Source organism: Hydrogenophaga sp., from assembly GCF_050250835.1.
In the GTDB taxonomy this organism is placed as follows: Bacteria; Pseudomonadota; Gammaproteobacteria; order Burkholderiales; family Burkholderiaceae_C; genus Hydrogenophaga.
The window spans coordinates 105,518-120,824 of record NZ_JBFWNX010000002.1; the positions used below are offsets into that span (position 1 = coordinate 105,518).

13 protein-coding genes are annotated in these 15,307 nt (G+C 64.9%); 2 read left to right on the forward strand and 11 right to left on the reverse strand.

Translation table 11 applies throughout. From position 1 onward, the window contains the following. Positions 1 to 120: 120 nt before the first annotated feature. On the forward strand, positions 121 to 1,074 hold the full coding sequence (locus tag AB7F11_RS03665) for a hypothetical protein (protein WP_428300724.1): 954 nt from the start codon (positions 121 to 123) through the stop codon (positions 1,072 to 1,074). Here AB7F11_RS03665 and AB7F11_RS03670 read toward each other — a convergent pair. From AB7F11_RS03670 to AB7F11_RS03710, 9 genes are all read right to left on the reverse strand, one after another. Then, positions 1,028 to 1,999 carry a ParB/RepB/Spo0J family partition protein gene (locus tag AB7F11_RS03670; protein WP_428291496.1) on the reverse strand — a complete coding sequence of 324 codons (972 nt, stop codon included), beginning with the start codon at positions 1,997 to 1,999 and terminating at the stop codon, positions 1,028 to 1,030. The two genes, AB7F11_RS03665 and AB7F11_RS03670, sit on opposite strands and share 47 nt — an antisense overlap. After that, positions 1,980 to 2,840: a ParA family protein gene (locus AB7F11_RS03675; protein WP_428291497.1), complete on the reverse strand. Its 861-nt coding sequence runs from the start codon at positions 2,838 to 2,840 to the stop codon at positions 1,980 to 1,982. The genes AB7F11_RS03670 and AB7F11_RS03675 overlap by 20 nt, the downstream gene beginning before the upstream one ends. 214 nt (positions 2,841 to 3,054) lie before the next feature. Further along, a complete protein-coding gene (locus AB7F11_RS03680; RefSeq protein ID WP_428291498.1) occupies positions 3,055 to 3,915 on the reverse strand; it encodes a DUF932 domain-containing protein in 861 nt (286 codons plus the stop codon). Positions 3,916 to 3,995: 80 nt separating this feature from the next. Continuing rightward, positions 3,996 to 4,391 carry a single-stranded DNA-binding protein gene (locus AB7F11_RS03685; protein ID WP_332748670.1) on the reverse strand — a complete coding sequence of 132 codons (396 nt, stop codon included), beginning with the start codon at positions 4,389 to 4,391 and terminating at the stop codon, positions 3,996 to 3,998. 433 nt (positions 4,392 to 4,824) lie between these two features. After that, on the reverse strand, positions 4,825 to 5,361 hold the full coding sequence (gene radC / locus AB7F11_RS03690; RefSeq protein ID WP_428291499.1) for a RadC family protein: 537 nt from the start codon (positions 5,359 to 5,361) through the stop codon (positions 4,825 to 4,827). Positions 5,362 to 6,056: 695 nt separating this feature from the next. Continuing rightward, entirely contained in the window at positions 6,057 to 9,176 is a 3,120-nt protein-coding gene (locus AB7F11_RS03695) for an efflux RND transporter permease subunit (protein ID WP_428291500.1), read from the reverse strand. Next, entirely contained in the window at positions 9,173 to 10,801 is a 1,629-nt protein-coding gene (locus AB7F11_RS03700) for an efflux RND transporter periplasmic adaptor subunit (RefSeq protein ID WP_428291501.1), read from the reverse strand. The genes AB7F11_RS03695 and AB7F11_RS03700 overlap by 4 nt, the downstream gene beginning before the upstream one ends. Continuing rightward, positions 10,798 to 12,063, reverse strand: coding sequence for a TolC family protein (locus tag AB7F11_RS03705; protein ID WP_428291502.1), 1,266 nt, complete (start codon positions 12,061 to 12,063; stop codon positions 10,798 to 10,800). The genes AB7F11_RS03700 and AB7F11_RS03705 overlap by 4 nt, the downstream gene beginning before the upstream one ends. Before the next feature lie 93 nt (positions 12,064 to 12,156). Continuing rightward, the gene (locus AB7F11_RS03710) at positions 12,157 to 12,519 is read right to left on the reverse strand and encodes a hypothetical protein (RefSeq protein ID WP_428291503.1); all 363 of its coding nucleotides are present in this window, start codon (positions 12,517 to 12,519) and stop codon (positions 12,157 to 12,159) included. 110 nt (positions 12,520 to 12,629) lie between these two features. Here AB7F11_RS03710 and AB7F11_RS03715 point away from each other — a divergent pair, with 110 nt between their 5' ends. Then, a complete protein-coding gene (locus tag AB7F11_RS03715) occupies positions 12,630 to 13,166 on the forward strand; it encodes a hypothetical protein (RefSeq protein WP_428291504.1) in 537 nt (178 codons plus the stop codon). On the opposite strand, the gene AB7F11_RS03720 is transcribed toward AB7F11_RS03715, so the two are convergent. Both AB7F11_RS03720 and AB7F11_RS03725 read right to left on the reverse strand, forming a co-directional pair. Continuing rightward, positions 13,103 to 14,536, reverse strand: a complete 1,434-nt coding sequence (locus AB7F11_RS03720) for a heavy metal sensor histidine kinase (RefSeq protein ID WP_428299851.1) — start codon at positions 14,534 to 14,536, stop codon at positions 13,103 to 13,105. The genes AB7F11_RS03715 and AB7F11_RS03720 overlap by 64 nt on opposite strands. A gap of 11 nt (positions 14,537 to 14,547) precedes the next feature. Further along, positions 14,548 to 15,231, reverse strand: a complete 684-nt coding sequence (locus AB7F11_RS03725) for a heavy metal response regulator transcription factor (RefSeq protein ID WP_056277296.1) — start codon at positions 15,229 to 15,231, stop codon at positions 14,548 to 14,550. Between the last annotated feature and the right edge of the window lie 76 nt (positions 15,232 to 15,307).

Genomic DNA, 15,307 nt, shown 5'->3' on the forward strand with positions numbered 1-15,307 from the left:
TCGGTCGAAAATCCAGCAGAACGCATGCGGCACTGATGGCAGACAGGTTGTCAATCTGATTGACAACCGACCAGGCGATGCACGTCTGCATGCACCTTGATCCACACGGGAGGAACCCAGTTGAACAACGAATCACGGCCTCGCGGATTGGACCGGACTCCAGAGAGAGACGAGGTACTGCGCCGAATCGGTCGAAATGTCGTGAATTTCCAGATGGTTGAAGCCATGCTCAAGCAATTGAATGCCAATGCTTCGGTGCACGGGCCAGCAAGCCAGCTGGAAGAGCGCATGGAAGCGCAGAGAACTGCGGTGTACCGGAAAACCATGGGTGAACTGGCCGGAAAGTTGGTGACCCACGTACTGCAAGCGCCACCGGAACACCAGACGCCCGATGAGATCACGGAGCCCTGGATTGGCTTTCACTTCACCGTTGAGACCGATGCGCAGTTCATAGACCAGCACGACCAAGAGATGCGCGCCTTGGTCGATGCTCGCAACGATCTGATCCATCACTTTCTGCCACGCTGGCACTCTGCGGTAGACGGTGACGCGGAAACGGCGCTGGCGTACTTGGATGCCCAGCGGGACGAGACCTTTCGCATGATGGACAGGCTCAAGGGCTGGGTGAAGGCGCTTGACGAAGGCCGGCGACAGATAGCTACCTTCTGGGCCTCCCCCGAGAGCGTGCGGCAGATGGAACTGGGTTTTCTGCAGAGCAGTCACCTTGTGGCGATGCTCGGTGAAATTGCCCTGAAAGCCGCACGGCCAGACGGTTGGGCGTATGTCACCACTGCGCTGAACCTGATCCGTCGCGAGGCACCCGACGAACTGATCGATCTGCAGAAACGGTACGGGCACCAGAACCTCAAGGGTATTCTGTTGGCGGCCGAGTACTTCGACGTGCTGGACGAGGCACTACCCAATGGGGGCATTCGAACGGTTTTCAGGATCAACGATCGGTACACGCTGCACCTTGGCCAGGATGTCGCAAGCGAGCCGAAATCGGTTGCGAAGACCTTGCCCTCTGTCAATCAGATTGACAACTCACGTCACGCACCAGACCAACGAGAGTAAGGCGACTGGTTTCCACCATTTCCTTCTGACCACCATTCAGCGGGGTCACATAGAGCTGCCCGGCTTGCGGCGGAGCCTGCAAGGTGTTCACTACCACTTCGGTACCACCCATGCTGGCCAGTAGCCTCAATGGTGGCTGCCGAGGAGCGCGAGGTCCAGGTGCCGCAGGCGGAGTAAAGACTTCCATCATCTTCTCTGCCGGATCCAGGGCTACGCCTTCCCCAAGGCTTGCTTCCATGGACTCAATCAGTTTAGAGGTGCCGCGCCGCAAGCTACCAGACCCTTCCGCCAGATCGGCTCGCAGCGCCATCACGCGATCCCGGGTGATGGCGCTGCGATCAGACGCCCAGGCCTCGACATATTGCGGATGTTTGTTGGCCAGTTTGCGCAGTTCGTAGAGTTCATTCAGTCCCCGGCAGCGTCCCTCCCGGTACGCCGACATCAACCAGTCGGGTGGATCGATCAATGCGGTCGCCAGGGTCACGTACTGTCGGCTCTTACAAATGGTTCTCGCAATGTCGGCCTGCGACTCGCCCCGGTTGAGCGCCCGCTGCACGAACAGCGCGATCTCAAGCGGAGTAAGCCCTTTGCGTTGTTCGTTCTCGATGAACTGGTCGACGCTGTTGGCCGTGTTGTCCAAGAAGGCCGGGATCTCAGGTATCCCTGCGAGCTTGGACGCCCGAAGGCGCCGCGCCCCGAAGTTGAGCATCCATCGGCCGGGCTGTGTGGGGTGCGTGCGCACGGACACTGGCTGGCGCACGCCGCGCGCCTTGATGGTCTCGGCGAGTTCGGCAAGGGACTCGTCGTTGAACTCCTGCCGGGGTTGGTCCGGATCTTCATCAATGGCACCGAGCGGGATCTGCATCGGAGTGCCGCTCTCCCGTGCCGCTGGCAGCAGATCCAGGTCATCCAGCGACAGGGCCATGGTCCGCTCCGTTGATGGTTGTGGCAATGGCTGTCGCCTCCGCCGGACGCAGCGACAGCACCGTATTGGCGATGAAGGTCAGTCCAGGCTCGATCTCGCGCCAGGCGTCGCGGGCTGCGGTTTTCTTCATCTCCCACAGGACGAGCCCTTCGGCCTGCGCTTCGGCCACTGCTGAACGGCGCGGCATTGACGCGATGTCGCCCGGCTTCGGTCCAAAGAAAATGAGCAGGGGATTGAATTGCTGGATCAGCTGCATGAAGTTCTCTTTCTGCAGCGGCGTGGCCTCCACCATCGTTGGGTACAAACCAATCAGGTGCAGCTTCGGATTGAGCACCGCCTTGATCTTGCGAACACCGACCCGGGGGTGGTTGAGCAGCGCGGACACACCGCTGAGGGCCTCCTGATTGAGCTGGATCGGTGAAAGCACGAAGTCGACCGAGACCAGCGCTGCGATGATGCGGATGTCGGGGTTGGGATTGGTATCCACGATGCAGACGTCGAAGCGCGTTTCCATGGCTGCCAGAAAGACACGGAAGTTGCTGGCAAAGGTGTTGTGCAGCGTGGGCTGGCGTTCCAGATCCGAGAGGTCCCGATCAGCAGCCACCAGCACGAAGTTGCCACTCGGCATGGCTGGGTTGCTCTGCGCAAGCAAACAGCTGGCCGGGACTTCGGCCACAGCGGTGCGCTGGCACTTTCGCAGGGGATTGGAGAAGTTGCCCTGGTGGTCCAGGTCGATGGCCAGCACGCGCAGGCCTAGTCTTCGGTAGTGGTGAGCCAGCAAGGTGGCGACGGCGGATTTACCGACGCCACCCTTCTGGTTGGCGAGCACAAGGGTCTTCATGGGGGATTCCTCCGGCGCGATCAACAAGGGGATCACCGAGGCGGAGAACGTTTCCAGGGCGCCGCGCTCGATGCGCCAGCGGCCGGGATCGCGCGAGCCGGCGCCAGCCGGCGAGCGCGCTTCAGAATCTCACGCGCACGCACCGCTCGATGATGAGAGCGGTGCGAGACTGTGCAAACGCTGGATTCGAGGGTGAATCCAGCGCCGCCTTCGTTCAGGCCTTGAGCTTGCGCATCTCCTCGGCCAGCACCCACAGCGCGCGGTTCAGGCTCACGCTGCGGTCGATGCTGGCCACCGGGCGCGTGTGCAGACGGCGGCCCTTGGCTCCCCTGCCCAGCTGGCCGCCTCTCAATGCGTTCTCCTGCACGCGCTGGAAGGTGGTCCACAAGCTGGCGCCGAAGTCTTCGGGGCGGCGGGCCTCGATCAGTTGGTCCGCGGTCACCGGTGCCGGTGGTTCGCCCTCCCCTCGCTCGCCGTAGCGCAGCGCCAGTGCGGCAGTGGCGTAAGCCCGCTGTTCCTCGGGTTGAAGGGTCAGGCACTTCATGCTTTCGGTGGAAGCGTCCACGGCCTCGAAATCCTCCAGCACCCGGAACGCGCCTTCAATCACCTCGTCCTCGATGTTGCCCTTGTGGGGGATGCGGATGTCGTTGGACACGTTGCCGACCACCAGACCATTGCAGCAGACAAAGCGGAAGACCCCAGCAAGCATCTGGTAACTGCTGGCGCCGTCGTGGCTGTTGATCAGGATGATCTCGTTGGCCTCGGGCCGCGAGTTCACCTGCCCCGCGTGGCGCATGCGGATCATGTGCTTGGTGAACTCAGTCTTGCCTTCGATGCGGCTTTTGCTCTGGGCGACCATGAGGGGCTCGAACCCCTCGTTGCGCAGGCCGCGAAGTACCTCGATGGTGGGGATGTAGGTGTAGCGCTCGGAGCGGCTGCCGTGTTTGCCTTCGGCAAAGATGGACGGGGCGGCCCGACGCATCTGGTCTTCAGCCAGTGGCGTTTCGCTGCGAATCACGAAGGTGTTCTGGCCAAAGCGCGTGGCCAGACGGGGTGCGTTGGATGTTGAAAACATGGTGATGCTCCTGAATCGGTGAATGGTTGGGGAAACGGTGTGGGTGTATGCCGGACGGCCGAACCGCCCGGTGTGTGGCTTCAAGCGCTGGCTGCCTGTTGGGCGCTGTTGCTGCGGGTGCGGCGGGCCTCACTCTCGGCCTTGCTGTCGAGGTAGTCGATGTCCTCAACGGTGAATTCCACGCCATAGACCTCACGGCCCCCGCTGTCCAGGTACTGGTTGTTGTGCAGGCGCCCGACGAGGTTCACGTGCGAGCCTTTGCCCAGGTACTCGGCGGCGTGTTCGGCCTGCTTGCCCCAGAGCGTCCACTGGATGGCAACAGCCCGCTCCTCGCGGTCTTCACCACTGCCCCGGTACTGGTTGCTGATGGCGGTCAGCAGTGCTTTGGCGAGCTTGCCCTCGCGCCCGTTGACGAATTCGAACTTGACGGCACCGGCCAGGTGCGCGTGGCGCTGAATGACTAAAACGTTGGCCATGTTGGCTCCTTGCATGAGCGAATCAGCCGGGCCCCGATCTGGGTTCCCTGAAAACCGATCCTCTCGCTCGGACTCCTCGCTCCCGCCCACGGGCGGGCGGGGGGTGGGCACGGCCCCTTCCCTCGGGAAGGGGTGGGGGATGGGGAAAAATCGCAGCCGAAGCAGTGAGCCCGTTGCCTGGCCCACCGCTGAAAGATCCCCCCACAAGTCCCCCTCACAGGGGGATGGGGGCGCTGTGGGGGGAATGCGGTGGGTCGACTGGCGCACGCGCTGCCCTTACCTCTTCGGGCGCCGCAGCAACGCGCAGGCGACCGCATCACATGAGCAGCGGCGGCTCTGCGGGCGGCGTGACACCAAGCGCAGCGACTGGCGCGGCGTTCGAGCCGCTGTGATCACTTGAGCCCAAAAAAAAATGGGCCCGAAGGCCCAAAGGTCACACGAGGCCGCGCTCGGCCATCGACTGCACCGCGCTTCCCGCCACGATGAAGTGGTCCAGCACCCGCACATCAATCAAGGCAGCGGCCTGCTTGAGCGTCTGCGTCAAGACCTCGTCGGCCCGCGACGGGTCGGCCAGGCCCGAAGGGTGGTTGTGCACCAGCAGCAGCGCCGAGCTGTTGCGCAGCAACGCATCGCGCACCACTTCGCGCGGATACACCGATGTCTGACTCACCGTGCCGCGGAACATCTCCACGTAGTCCAGCACCCGGTTTTGCGCATCCAAGTGCACCACCGCAAACACCTCATGCGGCAGCGAACCAAGACGGGCGCGCAGGAAATCCTTGACCACCGCAGGCGAGGACATCACGTCGCTGCCACGCACCTGAGCGGCCAGCAGTTGCTGAGCTGCCAGCAGCACCTCGTCGGCCTTGGCCGCACGGTACTGGCCCGCGACATCGCGCACCATCAAAGATGAAGCGACAACAGAGATTGCCTGAAAGGAATCCAGTGAAGAGAACAGATCGTGCTGCATGACCAACTCCAGTGATCGGGCGGGATTGCCCGAGACCGGAACCGGCACTCCGCAGCGCAGCGGTCAAAGGTTCGAAGACGGCCGAACGGCCGCCAGCGCACACCGTGCGCGCAGACCTTGACGGCGAGAACGGTGTGCAAGGATGAAGGGACCAGCAAGCCAGCCCCACCACACCTGCAGGCGTGAGGAAGGCAAGCGCAGCGCGCAGGCCGAGGGCATGCCCTCGACCGGAGGCGTCAGGGATCGAAGCCGCATGGCCGCGACCCGGCACGGGGCGCGGGGCGTAGCCCGCAGAGCCCGACGGCGATAGCCGGGACGCACAAATCCTCACTGCGGCGAATATGGATCAATTTCGTGCATCAACGCGCAGGGTGTTACGTCGCGCCGGCAAGACGGTGTTGATCAGAGTCCACAGGCTCCAGCAGCGCATGTCAGCTGTGGTCATTGAGTGCTCACGGTAAGGAGAATGGCCCGTCCAAGTGCGTATTCATCGTGCATCGGCACGACATCCGAAACGCCCAACTTTTAAGCAGCCGCCCGCAAGTCAGGCTGGCTGTGGCCTGCGGGCGTTGTCCACCTGGTTATCCACAGGCTAGGACACAGTCTCTGTGGGTAATGGATCTGAAGTTTTCCCATCCGATCCTGCTGCAAGTGTTGTGACGCCGTCATCAGCGTTCGCCAGCCACCTGCCTGACTCATTGCTGCCGCCGCATCAACCTGTAAACCACCGGCACCACCAGAAGCGACAGCAAAGGCGCGCTGATCATCCCGCCGATCATGGGTGCCGCAATGCGCTGCATCACCTCGCTGCCGGTACCCATGCCCCAGAACAGCGGCAGCAAGCCGGCCACGATGGTGGCCACCGTCATGGCCTTGGGCCGCACCCGCAACACGGCACCCTCCCGGATGGCTTCCAGCAACGACAGTTCATCGGTGCGCCCGGCGTCCAGCCGCTCTTGCCACGCCTGCTTGAGGTAGATCAGCATGATCACGCCGAACTCGGCCGCCACACCGGCCAGTGCAATGAAGCCCACCACGCTGGCCACCGACAGGTTGTGCCCGAGCAGCCAGAGAAACCACACCCCGCCCACCAGCGCGAACGGCAGCGTGGCCATGATCAGCAGCGCCTCGTCGAAGCGGCGGAAGATCAGGTAAAGCAGCACGAAGATGATCAGCAGCGTGACCGGCACCACCAGCTTGAGCTTGGCCGTGGCCCGCTCCAGGAACTCGAACTGCCCCGACCACGACACCGAGTACCCGGCGGGCAACGCCACCTGCTCGGTCACCGCGCGCTGCATGTCCAGCACCGCGCCGCGCAGGTCGCGCCCGCGAATGTCCACGTACACAAAGCCGACCAAGCGCGCGTTTTCGCTGCGCAGCATGGGTGGACCCTCGGTGATGCGCAAGTCGGCCACATCGGACAGCACCAAACGCTGGCCGCCGGGCGCGACGATGGGTAGTGCACGCAGTTCGGGCAATGAGTCGCGCAGCTCGCGCGGGTAGCGCAGGTTGATGGGGAAACGCTGCAGGCCCTCGACCGTCTCGCCGATGTTCATGCCGCCCACGCCACCGGCCACGATCTCCTGCACGTCGGCAATGTTCAGGCCGTAGCGCGCGGCGTCCGCGCGGCGGATGTCCACGTCGATGTAACGCCCACCGGTCAGGCGCTCGGCCAGTGCGCTGCTGACGCCGGGCACGTCCTTCACCGCGCGCTCGATCTCGCCGGTGAGGCGGTCGATGGTGGCGAGATCCGGCCCGGCCACCTTCACGCCCACGGGGCTCTTGATGCCGGTGGCCAGCATGTCGATGCGGTTGCGGATCGGTGGCACCCAGATGTTGGAGAGACCGGGCACGCGCACGGTGCGGTCGAGCTCTTCGATCAGCGCCTCGGGCGTGAGGCCCGCGCGCCATTCGCCTCTCGGCTTGAACTGGATCGTGGTCTCGAACATCTCCAGCGGCGCCGGGTCGGTGGCGGTCTCGGCGCGCCCGGCCTTGCCGTACACGCTCTGCACCTCGGGGATGGTCTTGATCAGGCGGTCGGTCTGCTGCAGCAGCTCGGCCGCCTTCGCCGCCGAGAGGCCGGGCAGCGCGGTGGGCATGTAGAGCAGGTCACCTTCGTCCAGCGGCGGCATGAATTCGCTGCCCAGCTGGCGCAGTGGCCAGATGCTGACCACCAGCACCAGCGCCGCCACCACGAGCGTGAGCTTGGGCGCTTTCAGTACCGCATTCAGAACCGGTTGGTACAGCGCCATGAGCGCGCGGTTCAGCGGGTTGGCGGTCTCGGCCGGAATGCGCCCGCGAATCAGGTATCCCATGAGCACCGGGATCAGCGTGACCGCCAAGCCGGCAGCCGCCGCCATGGCGTAGGTCTTGGTGAAGGCCAGCGGTGCGAACAACCGGCCTTCTTGCGCCTCCAGCGTGAACACGGGGATGAAGCTGAGTGTGATGATGAGCAGCGAGAAGAACAGCGCCGGCCCCACCTCGGCCGCAGCGTCACCAATCACACGCCAGCGCGGCTCGCCTTGCAGCGTGTCGCCCGGGTGATGGTGAGCCCAGCGCTCCAGGTGCTTGTGGGCGTTTTCGATCATCACGATGGCCGCGTCCACCATGGCGCCGATCGCAATCGCAATGCCGCCGAGCGACATCACATTCGCGTTGATTCCCTGCTGCTGCATCACGATGAACGCCATCAGCACACCCAGCGGCAGCGAGATGCTGGCCACCAGCGCACTGCGCAGATGGAACAAAAAGGCCAGGCACACCAACGCCACCACGATGAACTCCTCCACCAGCTTTTCACCGAGGTTCTTCACCGCGCGCTCGATCAGGCCCGAGCGGTCGTACACCGGCACGATCTCCACACCGGCGGGCAGGCTGCGCTGCAGCTCGGCCAGCCGCTTCTTCACCGCTTCGATGGTCTGCAATGCGTTCTTGCCCGAGCGCATCACCACCACACCGCCCACGGCCTCACCTTCGCCGTTGAGCTCACCGATGCCGCGCCGCATCTCCGGTCCGGTCTGCACCCGCGCCACATCGCCCAGGCGCACCGACACACCGGCGCTGCTGGTGATGAGCGGGATGGCGCGGAAGTCGTCGAGTGTCTTCAGGTAGCCGCTGGCGCGCACCGCGTACTCGGCCTCGCCCAGCTCCAGCACCGAGCCGCCGGCCTCCTGGTTACCGCGCGACACCGCCTCGGCCACCATGGCCTGCGTCACACGGTAGGCGGCCATCTTGTCGGGGTCGAGCACGATCTGGTATTGCTTGACCATGCCGCCCACGCTGGCGACCTCGGCCACATCGGGGACGGTCTTGAGCTCGAAGCGCACGAACCAGTCCTGCAGGGCGCGCAACTGGGCGATATCCTGCCCGCCGGTGCGGTCGATCAACGCGTACTGGTAGATCCAGCCCACGCCGGTGGCGTCGGGCCCCAGCGACGAACTCGCCCCGCGCGGCAGGCGCGCCTGCACCTGGTTGAGGTACTCCAGCACGCGCGAGCGCGCCCAGTACGGGTCCACATCGTCTTCGAACAGCACATAGACAAAGCTGTCGCCGAACATCGAGAAGCCGCGCACCGCGCGAGCGCCCGGCACCGACAGCATGGTGGTGGTCAGCGGGTAGGTGACCTGGTTTTCCACGATCTGCGGCGCCTGCCCAGGCCAGGTGGTGCGGATGATGACCTGCGTGTCGGAGAGGTCGGGCAAGGCGTCCAGCGGCGTGCGCTGCAGGGCCACCACGCCCCAGGCGCTCAGCAGCGCGGTGGCCAGGAGCACGAGGAAGCGGTTGGCGATGCTCCAGCGGATGAGCCCGGCGATCATTGGCGCGGCTCCGGTGCCACGCGCTGCAGGCTGGTGATGCGCGGCACATCGCCGTCCTGCATTTCAAACTCGATCTGCAGGCGGTCGCCCGCTTCCAGGTCGCGCGGCTGCTGCGCGCGCGGGGGCAGTTTGAAGTCCATCTGCATCTGCGGCCACTTCAGTGCCGGGATGGGTGGGTGCGTGAGCGTGACCGTGTCGCCGCTGAGTGCATCGATCACTGCGTCGGTGGTGTAGCGCTGTTGGGTGGCGGTGGATGTGGACGGAGGTGCAGGCTCCTGGTTGAGACGCGCTTCCAACCCGCGCAGGCTGGCTTCGGAGTCGATCAGAAACTGACCCGAGAGCACCACGCGCTGGCCCATCTGAAGCCCCGCGTTGATTTCGGTCTGGCCGCCCACCTCCAGGCCCGCTGTCACCTCCACCGGGCGGAAGCGCCCGCCGTCCTCGGCCACCATCACCACGCTGCGCCGCCCGGTGTGGATCACCGCATCGCTGGGCACCAGCAGGGTGGTCGCGGCCTGCGGGCGGTCCAGCCGCATGCTCACCAGCATGCCCGGCACCAGCCGCCCCTGCGGGTTGGCCAGCTCGACCCGTGCGCGGATGGTGCGCGTGACCGCGTCCACCTCGGGCAGCAGCGCCTGCACCCGGCCCTCGAAGGTCTGACCCGGCGCGCCGGGGCTGGTGGTGCGCACCCGCGCGCCCGGTTGCAGCAGCGCCGCCTGGCTCTCGGGCACGGCCCCCTCGGCCCACACCGTGCGCGTGCCCTGCAGGCGCATCAGCGTCATTCCCGGCATCACGGTGGCGCCTTCGCGCACCATGAGTTCGCTCACGATGCCGGCGATGGGCGCGGTCAGCGTGAAACGCGGATGCACTGCGCCTGAAGCCACCACGCGCTGGATGTGCGCGGGTGTCATGCCGGCCTGGCGCATGCGCTGGCGCGCCGCATCCTGCAGTGAGTCGGTGCCATCGCCCGTCAGGCGCGCCAGCGCCAGGTACTCCTCCTGGGCAGCCACCCAGTCGGGCACGTAGAGCTCTGCGAGTGGCGCGCCAGCCGCCACGCGGTCCAGCGCCGCTTTCACATGCAGCTTCTCCACGAACCCCATGGCGCGCGAACTCAGCTCCACCCGCTCGCGCTCGTTCCAGGCCACGTTGCCCACCGCCGTCACCGCCGACACCAGCGAGCCTTCCACCACCGGCGCTGTGCGCAGCCCCAGGTTCTGCTGGATGCGTGGGCTCACCGTGACGCTGCTGGCGTCCGCCGCATCACTGCCGGCGTAGCGCGGCACCAGCATCATGTCCATGAAGGGCGACTTGGCAGGCGCATCGAAGTTCTTGCCCGGCACCATGGGGTCGTGGTAATTCAGAATGCGACGACCCGTAGCCGGGTCCAGGTCGCCCGCCTTGAGCGATTCGCGGATGTGTCGGCGCGTGGCTTCCTCGCCCTGCGGGATGGTCCACAGCGACGGGTCGTTGGTGGCGGTGGCACTGGCGGTGGTGGCCAACGCCGGCTGTGAGGGAGGCATGGTGTTCCCCATGCCCTGCTGCATGCCCATCCACCAGGCGCCACCGCCCACGGCAACGAGCGCGGCCACAGCGGCCAGCGCGAACAGCGTGTTTTTCTTCTTCATGGTGTCACTCCAGCGGTGGTGTCGGGGATGAGGTATTCGAGTTGCGCCCACAGGCCGGCGGTTTCACGCTCCAGCGCCAGACGCTCCAGTGCCAGGTTCAACGCATCGCGGCGCGCCTGCAGCACGGTGCCGAGGCCCTCGCGCCCGCCCCGGTAGGCGGCCAGTGCAGCGTCCACACGCTGCGCGGCCAGCGGCTGGCGTTGGGCGTCCAGAAACGTGAGACGCTCCAGCCCGCTGCGCCATGCCTGTTGCCAGCGCTGCACCTGCAGCACCCGCTCGCGTGTCTGCTCTTCCCGCTCGGCCTCCAGCTCATTCACGCGGGTCAGGCGGGCAGCGAGTTCGCGCTGCTGACGCTGCGGCTTGTCCCACTGCAGCGGCACCGACACGCCGATCGACACCATGTTGGAGAACTGCGAGCCGCGCTGGCTGAACATGATCTCTGCGCTCCAGTCGGGCTTGAGCTCCTGGCGGGCCACCTCGGCCTCGGCCCGGGCCACGGCCTCGCGGGCTTGCAAGGCGCTGATGTCCGGCAACCGGTCTGCGTGGTCGGCTGGCGCGGGGTTGGATCGCATCGGCGGTGGATCGGCCAGCTGCTGCTCGGGCGGCCCACCGGTGAAGCGCGCCAGCGTGAGGCGGGCGTTGGCGCGCTCGGCCTGCGCGCCGATCAGGCCCTGTTCCAGCTGCGCCAGTGCTTCGCGCGCGCTGAAGGCATCGGCCGTGGAGCCCCGTCCACCGCGAAGAGCTGCCTCGGTGGTCTGCACCAGCACACGCGCCTCGGTGATCTGCGCCTGCAGCAATGCCCATCGCTGCTCCTGCATGCGGCGCTCCAGCCAGGCCTGCGCTACCTCGGTCTGCAGTAGGGCCACCCGCTGCGCTCGTTCGCTCAGCGCTGCCTCGGCCTCCCGCTCGAATCGCTCACCCCGGGCGCGGCGCTTGTCCGCGTTCGGCAGGGTCTGCATGAGACCGATGGAGCGCATGGTCATGAAATCGCGCGTGGTGCTGAAGCGCTCAGGCCCATTCACCGGCAGGTTGTCCAGCGACAGGCGCAGCACCGGGTCGGGTCGCTGCGCAGCCGCCACTGCCATCTCGCGTGCGCCTTGCGCGGCGGCGGCAGAGGCGTCGAGACTGCGCGAGCGAGCAACGGCTGCGCTCACCGCAGCGCTCAGGCTCAGGGGTTCATCGGCGGCAGCGGGTGTGACCAGCACAAGCAGGCCAGCGAGGGCCAGCACGGCGCGTGCAAGAAAAAGCGAAGGATGTTCCATGTCTGAGCTCCGGAGCAGGCACGCCCGGGCGCAAAAACCCTGGAAGCGTGCGACAGCAACGCCACCGGCGGGTGGGCTGCGCTGTGCGGGGAATCAGACGGAAGTGGGCGGACGCCAGAGGCGCGAAGTCGCGCCCGGAGGAAGGCTGCGCCAGGCCGGCGCTTGAGGGTCCTGAGTGACCGGGGTCTGGGCCACGAGGGATGGGAAAGACGGCAGGCCTGCAGCGGGAACGACGCAACTCGGAATACTCTTGCAGGGCTGGCCCGTGCGCTCAAAAGTGGCCATGTCGTTGCAGCAATCGTCCATGGCCTCGGCCTGGGACTCTGCCATCCCGTCGACTTCATCCGCCGTGGCCATCATGCCCTGCATGGGGCATGGTGACGCAGGCACCTGCCACGCCGCAAACCCCTGCAAGGGCAGCAGCAGACACAGGACGAGGACGAGCAAGCTGCGCATGGCTGGATTCTATGGCGCGCAGACTGACTGCGCTTGCCTGATTGGAGAGCCTGACCAAACAAGGCACCGTAGACTGTCCAGAGCGAGCCAATCTGTACTTGGAGGCCAACGTGGACATTGCTGCACATGCGCTGTGGGCGGGAGCGGGCGTCGTCCTGCTGTTACGCCATCGGCCAATACCCGTTGCAACTGGTCTTGCCACTGCCGCAATGGCGGCGTTGCCGGATCTGATGCACATGTTGCCTGTGGCGGCGTGGGCTCTCTTCAACGGGCTGCCGGCCGAGTTCATGACCTATGTCCGAGCGCTGCCGGAAAGGGTGCAGCCTTTACCCGAGAGCGTGGAACAGTGGTCGCACCATCTCCACTGCATCTTTCACAGCGGGGTGATCGCCATGGCAGCGACGCTGGTCGCTTGGCGATGGTCTCGTGTCTTCTGGCTGCCGTTGGCCGGATGGTGGTCGCACATCCTCATTGATGTATTCACCCACTCGGACGACTTCTTTCCGTCTCCAGTCCTCTACCCGCTCACCTACCGAGGATTTGATGGCGTTGCCTGGAACACGCCTTGGTTTGTCGTCGCCAACTACTCGGCGCTCGCGCTCGTCTGGGTTTGGCTGTTGGCGACGCGAAGAGAACGAGACCCATGAGAGCCCGGAAACTGCAGGCAGAACCGCGTTGTTCCCGCTGAAGACGTGACCGACGCGCTCCCGCCGTGAGCGAGCATGATGGCCTTGGTAATGGCCAGACCCAGGCCAGCACCATCGGATGAGGGATGCGCGCGCGCCTTGTCCACGCGATAGAAGCGATCAAACAGGCGCGGTAGGTCTGCTGCATCGATCGGATCGCCCGTGTTGGTGACACACAAGCTGGTGCTATTCATCTGGGTCTCGACAGTCAGCGCAACATCGGTACGAGGGTGGGCGTGCCGCAGCGCATTGGACAGCAAGTTGCTGATGGCTCGCCGAATCATCAGTCGATCACCCACCACGCTACCCGCTCCCACCACCCGAAGGCGAAGTTCTTTGTCCTCGGCGACCGCATCGTAGAAATCCAGAAGACTCTTCGCCTCCTCTTCGAGTGCGACGTCTTCGCGATTCGGCAGCTGGATACCGTGGTCCGTCTTGGCGAGAAACAGCATGTCAGACACCATGCGCGCGAGGCGCTGAAATTCCTCGGCGTTGGAGGCGAGGATATCTCTGTAAGTTTCCGGATCACGGCGTTGCGAGAGGGATACCTGGGTCTGTGTCAGCAGGTTGCTGATGGGCGTGCGCAGTTCGTGGGCAATGTCGCTTGAGAACTCCATGAGCTTTGAAAAATCCTGCTGCAGACGCTCCAGCATGGTGTTGAGGCTGCGAGCCAGCTCCGCCATCTCCACGGGCACAGCGTCGATTGGCATGCGCTCGTCGAGCTTGTGGGCCGTGACCTTGAGCGCGCGCTCTCTCATGGTCCTCAGCGGGGCCAGACCGCTGCGGGCTGCCCACCACCCCAGGAGGCCGCTGAGCAGGGTGGCCAAGAGGACATAGACCGCCAACTGTTGGCGCAGCATCTGCATGAAATGGGTGTGGTGCTGCGTGTCCAGCGCGAGCGTCAGGCGCATGCTCTGACCTGGACTGCTCAATCCGCCGGGCATCTGCGCTGTGGAGAGCTCTGTGCTCATGCCTCGCAGTTGCCGCTCACCATCGGTCCAGTCCATGGGCTGATCTGCGGCGCTTCGTGCAGCGAGTTCTGCTGGAAATGTGATGCCGCCTTTTCCAAACAGCTGTTCGTCACCGCGCGTAAATGAGATGAAAAGGCCTTGATGGCTGTTGAGCGATTCATCCAGCTTGGCCGCGAGTTCGGCTGGCTCTGGCGTTTCATCAACGATCTTCTCGATGAGCTGCACCTTGTCCAGCAGGTAGTCGCGGTCAAGGTCAATGAAGTGCAAATGGGTGGACCACGCCACCAAGACGCCAAGGCCAAGAAGCACCACAGCCGATACCAGGGTGTACAGAAAGGTGAGTCGTGCGGTGAGGGTCAAGCGCCGGATCATCAGGAGTGCTCCGGCACTTCCAGCACGTAACCCATGCCTCGAACCGTCTGCAACAGGCGGCACTCAAACCCGTCGTCCACCTTGACACGAAGCCTGCGCATGGCCACCTCGATGACGTTGGTGTCGCTGTCGAAGTTAACGTCCCACACCTGGGAGGCGATCAGCGAGCGTGGCAACACCTCACCCTTGCGGCGCATCAGCAATTCGAGCAATCCGAACTCCTTGGCGGTCAGGTCGATGCGCTTGCCCGCGCGGGTGACCCGACGGCGCAGCAGGTCCAGCTCCAGATCCGCGACCTGCAGGGTGGTTGGCTCCATACCCGAGCGCCCACGGCGCAAGATGGTGCGCACCCTGGCCAACAGCTCGGAGAACGAAAACGGCTTGACCAGATAGTCGTCCGCTCCGAGCTCCAGACCCTTGACGCGGTCGTCCACATGATCTTTGGCGGTCAGGAAGAGCACCGGCATCTCTCGACCCTGGGCACGCAGACCTCTGAGCACCTGCCAGCCGTCCATGCCAGGCAGCATGACGTCCAGAATGATGAGGTCGTGGTCGCCCTCCAGCGCCTGGTGCAATCCGTCCACACCGTTGTTGAGCAGCTCTACCGCGTAGCCCGCCTCGCGCAGTCCCATGCACAGGTACTCACCCGTTTTGCGTTCGTCTTCAACAATCAAGATTTTCACGTTCACTCCTGCGGCGATTTTCACTGCCAGCGGCCCATTGCAACCGAACCTGACAACTTTGTAATGAAACCGACAG

Bases quoted from the DNA above. Each gene is read 5' to 3' on its own strand.
- AB7F11_RS03670 (WP_428291496.1), bottom strand. From the start codon at position 1,999: ATGGCCCTGTCGCTGGATGACCTGGATCTGCTGCCAGCGGCACGGGAG.
- AB7F11_RS03675 (WP_428291497.1), bottom strand. From the start codon at position 2,840: ATGAAGACCCTTGTGCTCGCCAACCAGAAGGGTGGCGTCGGTAAATCC.
- AB7F11_RS03680 (WP_428291498.1), bottom strand. From the start codon at position 3,915: ATGTTTTCAACATCCAACGCACCCCGTCTGGCCACGCGCTTTGGCCAG.
- AB7F11_RS03685 (WP_332748670.1), bottom strand. From the start codon at position 4,391: ATGGCCAACGTTTTAGTCATTCAGCGCCACGCGCACCTGGCCGGTGCC.
- radC (WP_428291499.1), bottom strand. From the start codon at position 5,361: ATGCAGCACGATCTGTTCTCTTCACTGGATTCCTTTCAGGCAATCTCT.
- AB7F11_RS03695 (WP_428291500.1), bottom strand. From the start codon at position 9,176: ATGATCGCCGGGCTCATCCGCTGGAGCATCGCCAACCGCTTCCTCGTG.
- AB7F11_RS03700 (WP_428291501.1), bottom strand. From the start codon at position 10,801: ATGAAGAAGAAAAACACGCTGTTCGCGCTGGCCGCTGTGGCCGCGCTC.
- AB7F11_RS03705 (WP_428291502.1), bottom strand. From the start codon at position 12,063: ATGGAACATCCTTCGCTTTTTCTTGCACGCGCCGTGCTGGCCCTCGCT.
- AB7F11_RS03710 (WP_428291503.1), bottom strand. From the start codon at position 12,519: ATGCGCAGCTTGCTCGTCCTCGTCCTGTGTCTGCTGCTGCCCTTGCAG.